General features: G+C 60.9%; 4 protein-coding genes. 2 read left to right on the forward strand and 2 right to left on the reverse strand.

Annotated elements, in window-relative coordinates:
* Window positions 1-82 precede the first annotated feature (82 nt).
* Both serB and mfd read right to left on the reverse strand, forming a co-directional pair.
* Window positions 83-928 carry a phosphoserine phosphatase SerB gene (gene serB / locus ACYVIS_RS20100; RefSeq protein WP_460874875.1) on the reverse strand — a complete coding sequence of 282 codons (846 nt, stop codon included), beginning with the start codon at window positions 926-928 and terminating at the stop codon, window positions 83-85.
* Window positions 929-970: 42 nt separating this feature from the next.
* A complete protein-coding gene (mfd, locus tag ACYVIS_RS20105; protein WP_460874876.1) occupies window positions 971-4,429 on the reverse strand; it encodes a transcription-repair coupling factor in 3,459 nt (1,152 codons plus the stop codon).
* A 27-nt stretch (window positions 4,430-4,456) separates the two neighbouring features.
* Here mfd and ispD point away from each other — a divergent pair, with 27 nt between their 5' ends.
* A complete protein-coding gene (gene ispD / locus ACYVIS_RS20110; RefSeq protein WP_460874877.1) occupies window positions 4,457-5,161 on the forward strand; it encodes a 2-C-methyl-D-erythritol 4-phosphate cytidylyltransferase in 705 nt (234 codons plus the stop codon).
* 197 nt (window positions 5,162-5,358) lie between these two features.
* Window positions 5,359-5,844, forward strand: a complete 486-nt coding sequence (ispF, locus tag ACYVIS_RS20115; protein ID WP_460874878.1) for a 2-C-methyl-D-erythritol 2,4-cyclodiphosphate synthase — start codon at window positions 5,359-5,361, stop codon at window positions 5,842-5,844.
* Window positions 5,845-6,483 lie beyond the last annotated feature (639 nt).

Genomic DNA, 6,483 nt, shown 5'->3' on the forward strand with positions numbered 1-6,483 from the left:
TACCCGCAAGAGGTGCCTCCCGGCGTCATTCAGTTCGCGGGGCCTTACTGACCACGCCGGCCGGTCACAACACACTTATGGTTTATGCATTGAACCAGTTCAACACGGCATCCAGGCCGCTGAAGTTGAGAGCGAAATTGGTTTGCTGGCGAACTACCGGCTTGGCGCGGTATGCGACCGAATAGTGTGCCAGGGCCAGCATTTTCAGGTCGTTGGCGCCATCGCCGAGCGCTATGATCTGGCCGGCGCTTGCTCCGGTGTCTTGCGCCAGCGCCCGCAAATGATCGGCTTTGGCCTGGGCGTCGACGATGTCTCCGAGCACTTTGCCGGTGAGCGCGCCATTTTCGATTTCCAGTACATTCGCATGGGTGGCATCCAGGCCCAGTCGCTGTTGCAGGCGCTCGGTAAAAAAGGTGAAGCCGCCCGATACCAACATGGTTTTCAAACCGGCTGCCTTGGCTGATGCGATCAGCTTTTCGGCTCCCGCGTTCAAGCGCAGCCGTTCGGTGTAGACGCGCTCCAGGGCGGCTGCGGGCACGCCGGCAAGCAGGCCGACCCTGCGCCTGAGGCTTTCCGAAAAATCGCTGATTTCACCGCGCATGGCCGCTTCGGTAATGGCGGCCACCTCGGCCTTGCGGCCCACCATATCGGCAATCTCGTCGATGCATTCGATATTGATCAGGGTGGAGTCCATATCGGTGGCCAGCACCTTGCAATCGCTCAGTCGTGCCGGACGGTCGATATAGGCATAGTCAATTCCCAGCGTGGCGCAGCATTGCGCGACCTCGGCTTGTTCGCCTGGATCGACGTCCAGCAGGCGTACTGCCGTGTTGTCGATATTCTGAAGCCCGCCTGCCTGCGCGATGGCGGCGATTTTTTCGGTGTCGGCAGCGTTGAGGTTCGGTGCTTGTAGTATCAGATGCGTCATGAGATCAGGTGATGTGGTGGTAGGGGCTGCTTTTGCGCAATGTCATGCCAGGGCTCGAAGGACGTTGCGCACTGCGTCGATGCGGGCGGAGATTTGCTGGTCTTCCTTGATTTCGATCCTGAGCTTGTCCTGTCCGGCCAATTTTACTTGCCTTTGTTTTTGGACGAGTTCGATAATGCGCAGAGGGTCGACATTAGGTTTGGCCGAGAACTGGATCAGCGCCTGTGTTTCGCTGGCATCGATTTTTATGACGCCGAGCGGTTCCGCATTCAGGCGCAGGCGGTGAGTGGCCAGCAAGGTTTGCGCGGCTTCGGGCAGCTTGCCGTAGCGGTCTATCAGTTCTTCCTGGATGGTGATCAGCTCGTCGTCGTGGCTTGCGTGCGCGAGCTTCTTGTACAGGCCCAGGCGGGCATGCACGTCCGGGCAATAGTCGGCCGGCAGCAGGGCGGAGGCATGCAGATTGACTTCGCATGACACGGCAAACGGAGATTCCAGGTCCGGCTCTTCGCCCGCTTTGAGGGCGCGCACGGCGGTATTGAGCATTTCCGAATACATGGAAAAGCCGATTTCATGAATATTGCCGGATTGGGATTCTCCCAGTACCTCACCCGTGCCGCGTATTTCAAGATCGTGCATGGCCAGGTAGAAGCCCGAACCGAGCTCTTCCATGGCCTGTATGGCTTCGAGGCGTTTCTTGGCGCCGCTGGTCATGGCATCTTCGCCGGGAGTGAGCAGGTAGGCATACGCCTGATGGTGCGAACGGCCTACGCGGCCGCGCAGCTGATGCAGTTGCGCCAGTCCGAGGCGGTCGGCGCGATGGATCACGATGGTGTTGGCGGTGGGCACATCGATACCGGTTTCGATAATCGTGGTGCAGAGCAGGACATTGAAGCGCTGCTGATAGAACCCCTTCATCACATCTTCGAGTTCGCGCTCCGGCATCTGGCCGTGAGCCACTGCGATACGCGCCTCGGGCACCAGCTCTTCGAGCTTGGCGCGCCGGTTGTGAATGGTTTCGACCTCGTTGTGCAGGAAATAGACCTGGCCTCCGCGCTTGAGCTCGCGCAGCAGGGCTTCGCGTATGGTGCTGCCGTCTTCGCGACGGACAAAAGTCTTGATGGCCAGGCGCTTTTGCGGCGCGGTGGCGATGACCGAAAAATCGCGAATGCCTTCCAGCGACATGCCCAGGGTGCGGGGTATGGGGGTGGCGGTGAGGGTCAGCACATCGACTTCGGCGCGCAAGGCCTTGAGCGCTTCTTTTTGACGCACACCGAAACGATGTTCCTCGTCGATGATCACCAGTCCAAGGCGCTTGAATTTAATGTCTTTGGAAAGAATCTTGTGGGTGCCGATGACGATATCGACATGGCCGGTATTCAATCCTTCAATCGTGGCGCCGACTTCTTTGGGCGAACGGAAACGCGACAGCTCGGCCAGTTTGACGGGCCAGTCCGCGAACCGGTCGGCAAAGGTTTGAGCGTGCTGTTCGGCCAGCAGTGTCGTGGGGCACAAGATAGCGACCTGCTTGCCGTTGAGCACGGCCAGGAACGCGGCTCGCAGCGCCACTTCGGTTTTGCCGAAGCCCACGTCGCCGCATACCAGGCGGTCCATGGGACGGCCTGAAGTCATGTCTCCGATGACCGCTTCGATGGCCGCGGCCTGGTCGGGAGTTTCTTCGAAACCGAAGCCCTCGACAAACGCCTGATAGTCATGGGCAGGCATTGTGAACGCGTAGCCTTCCCGCGCGGCACGCAGCGCATATAGCGCAAGCAGCTCGGCGGCCGCGTCGCGTACCTGCTTTGCGGCCTTGCGGCGCGCCTTGTCCCATTGGCCCGAGCCCAACTGGTGCAAAGGGGCATGGTCGGGATCGGCGCCGCTGTATCGGGAAATAACGTGGAGCTGGGCCACGGGAACATACAAGGTGCTGCCGTTGGCATACTGGAGATGCAGGAACTCCATTTCGCCTTCGCCCAGATCCATGTTCACCAGGCCATGATACCGGCCGATGCCATGCTGCGCGTGAACCACGGGATTGCCTTCGCGCAATTCCGACAGATCGCGCACCATGGCTTCGACGTTGCTGCTGCGCTCCTGCGCCCGCCGTCCGCGCCGCGTGCCGTGCGCCTGGCTGGGATAAAGGTCGTTCTCGGTCAGTAGCGTGATGGATTCGGCAACCAGGCCAAAACCGGTGCTCAGAGGCGCCACCGTCAGCCCAAAGCGGCTTGTGGATTGCAAGAAATCCTGCAGCGATTCGGGCTGGGTTTCCGGCGCGATGCCGAATTCCGCCAGCATTTGCAGCAAAGTTTCGCGGCGGCCGGCCGAGTCGGCGCACAACGCGACGCGGCCCTGGTTCTGGGCCAGCAGCGCGCGCAGGCGGGCAAGCGGATCGTCGGCTCGCCGTGCGACCGCCACATTGGGAGCCGCGGTGAAATCGGGATGTGCCGAATCGGCTACCAGGGCCAGGCGCGCAAAGGACTTGAGCCGCATGTACAGCCCTTCGCCGTCCAGGAAAAGTTCCTTGGGCGCGAGTACCGGCCGTTCACGATCGCTTTTCAGGAACTGATAGCGGCTATGCGTATCCTGGTGAAAGCGTCGTATTGCCTCATCGATATCGCCCAGCGTGACCGTGAGCGTATTCGCCGACAGATAATCGAACAGGGTTGCCGTTTCGTCGAAAAACAAAGGCAGGTAATACTCGACGCCCGCGAAAGGAATGCCATTGCCTATATCTTTATAAGGCGTGGCACGTGAAGGGTCGCCTTCGAACACTTCGCGAAACCGGGCGCGGAAGTTGTTCCGTGCCGTTTCATCCATAGGAAATTCACGCCCCGGAAGAAGCTGCACTTCCTTGACCGGATAGACGCTGCGCTGCGTATCGATGTCGAAGCTGCGTATGGATTCGATCTGGTCGTCGAACAGGTCGATGCGATACGGCAGCACCGATCCCATGGGGAACAGGTCGATCAGGCCGCCGCGTATGCAGAACTCGCCTGGCGCCGTGACCTGGGTGACGTGGGTATAGTTGGCCAGCGTCAGTTGGCGGCGCAGGCCCTCTTCGTTCAAGCGGTCGCCCTGTTTGAACGAGAAGGTATACGCGGCCAGGAAGGCCGGCGGAGGCAGGCGGTAAAGCGCGGTGGTGACCGGTACCGTCAGAATATCGACAGTTTCCTGCATCAGGGCATGCAGGGTATGCAGGCGCTCGGAAATCAAGTCCTGGTGCGGTGAAAAGCTGTCGTAGGGCAGTGTCTCCCAGTCGGGTAACTGGCGGATTCGCAGCTCTGGAGCAAAGAGCAGAGTTTCTTCCGCCAGGCGCTGGGCTGCCAGAGGGTTTGCGCACAGGATCACCAGGGTTTGGCGGGAGGCGCGGGCGAGGTCGGCCAGCAGCCAGGCGTCGCCGGATCCCGGCGGTGTCGGATGGGCATGCCGCAGCCCCGGCTTCAAGGCCGTGAGCAGTGTTTGGGTGGAGGAAAGCCGGGGAGTAGGGGTAGTATGAGTCGCCATTAGGCTTTCGATTATAAAATCTCTTTCATGACAAAAAAAATTATTGCGATTGTGCCTGCCGCCGGAGTTGGGATGCGGGCGGCCACGGCATCTTCGGCCGAGCCGACGCTTGCCGCCCGAGAGCTACCCAAGCAGTATCGCTTGCTGAAAGGCGAGCCCATGCTGCGCTGGGCGGTCAAGGCCCTGCTGGCGGATCCGCGCATCGAGCAAGTCCGGGTGGCTGTGGCGCCTCATGATACATGGGTGGCGCAAGCTTTGTCGGGCCTGGAGCGTACGGTCTGGCGGCCGTGCGGCGGCCCGAGTCGCGCGGCAACGGTTACAGCGGCTTTGCTTGATGCGGGGCTGGATGATGAGGATTGGGTGCTGGTGCACGATGCGGCGCGCCCCGGCTTGCCCCCCGGGGCGCTGGCCCGCCTGATCGATAGCTGTCTGTCGCAAGGCATGGGGGGGCTTTTGGCGCAGCCTGTTGCCGATACGGTCAAGCAGGGCGGCAGGGTGGTCGAGGCCACTTTGTCGCGCGAGGCTTTGTGGTTGGCCCAGACGCCGCAAATGTTTCAGGCGGCTGGCCTGCGCGAGGCCCTGCTCGCCGCAGACGCCGCGGGCGAGACCATCACCGACGAAGCCTCGGCGCTGGAGCGCATGGGCTATAAGCCGTGCCTGGTGCCAGGTTCGGTGCGCAATTTCAAGGTAACCTGGCCCGAGGATTTTGAATTGATGGAAAAATGGCTGTGAAGGCGGGGCTGTATGCCTTTCGGTTCGGCCGTAGGAGGGCTCTCGTGGCCGTCCGTTTGAGCCGCACTTTAATGGCGGGCTCCAGCAAGAGGAGTCCCTGCGCAGCGGTCAATTGAAGCGGTGAATCGAAGCGATGACAGATTAGATAGCGACATACCCAATGAGGTATCTGCGCCGAGCGCGCTGGAGAGTAATTGATGAATGTTCCGTTCCGAGTAGGCCAGGGGTTCGATGTCCATGCCCTGGTGCCTGATCGCCACCTGATTATCGGCGGGGTGACGATTCCGCATACGCATGGCTTGCTGGGTCATTCCGATGCCGACGTGTTGCTGCATGCGCTGACCGACGCCTTGCTGGGCGCCGCCGGGCTGGGAGATATCGGGCGTCATTTCCCCGACACGGATCCGGCCTACAAAGGGGCCGACAGCCGTGCTCTGCTGCGGGCGGCGATGGCCAAGGTGCGGGAGGCGGGCTGGGATGTGGTCAATATCGATGCCACCATTCATGCCCAGGCGCCCAAGATGGGTCCGCATGTGGCGGCTATGGCAGCCAATATTGCGGCCGACTTGCAGGCCTCGCCGCAAGTGATCAATATCAAGGCCAAGACCAACGAAGGCCTGGGGCATCTGGGACGCCAGGAGGGAATAGCGGCAACAGTGGTGGTTTTGCTGGCGCAGACTTGAGGCTGCTGGCCTGCGGAGCGATGCGTCAATAGCGGTGCGGCCCTTTTGGCCGTGCGCTTGGGCAATTCATTAGCGCATTTTTGGTTTGCGTTGTTTATGGCATTCGATGGATGGGGTATTGGTATTTAAAGACGCCGTCTATCGGGGCTTGGGGTCAGGCCCGGCACGGCGTGCTTCATCCGGATTTAGCTCGGCAAGGCGGGCGTCGGGCGAACTCACTGCGCCTCGCAAACTGCGCGAGGCTCCGTTCAGACAGCGCCCGACGACTTCCCCCGCCTTGACGAGCTAAATCCGGCGCACGCCTTACGCCGGTCCTGACCCCAAGCCCCGATAGACGGCTCGCGTAATGGCATGCCTGGAATGAACTTGCTTGCACCTACCGTTAATGGGCCTGCACCCCTAGAACCGTTAACGTGCCTGCACTTATGTTTCTTTACGTGGCCACTACACCACGATGTACCAAACCCTGGATTTACTATGCGCCCGACGCTTCAACGTAGCCTGTGATTGGCTAAACGGGGCTTCCCCAATGTATACCTCGGTGCATTGCCTCAACGCAAGCCGCAGGGTGGGCGGTGCTGTGTAGTCCGGCGGTAGTCCAGCGCCGGGTGCTGACGAAGGGAAGGCGGGGGCTTTCGG

It is taken from the genome of Paralcaligenes ginsengisoli, from assembly GCF_054781135.1.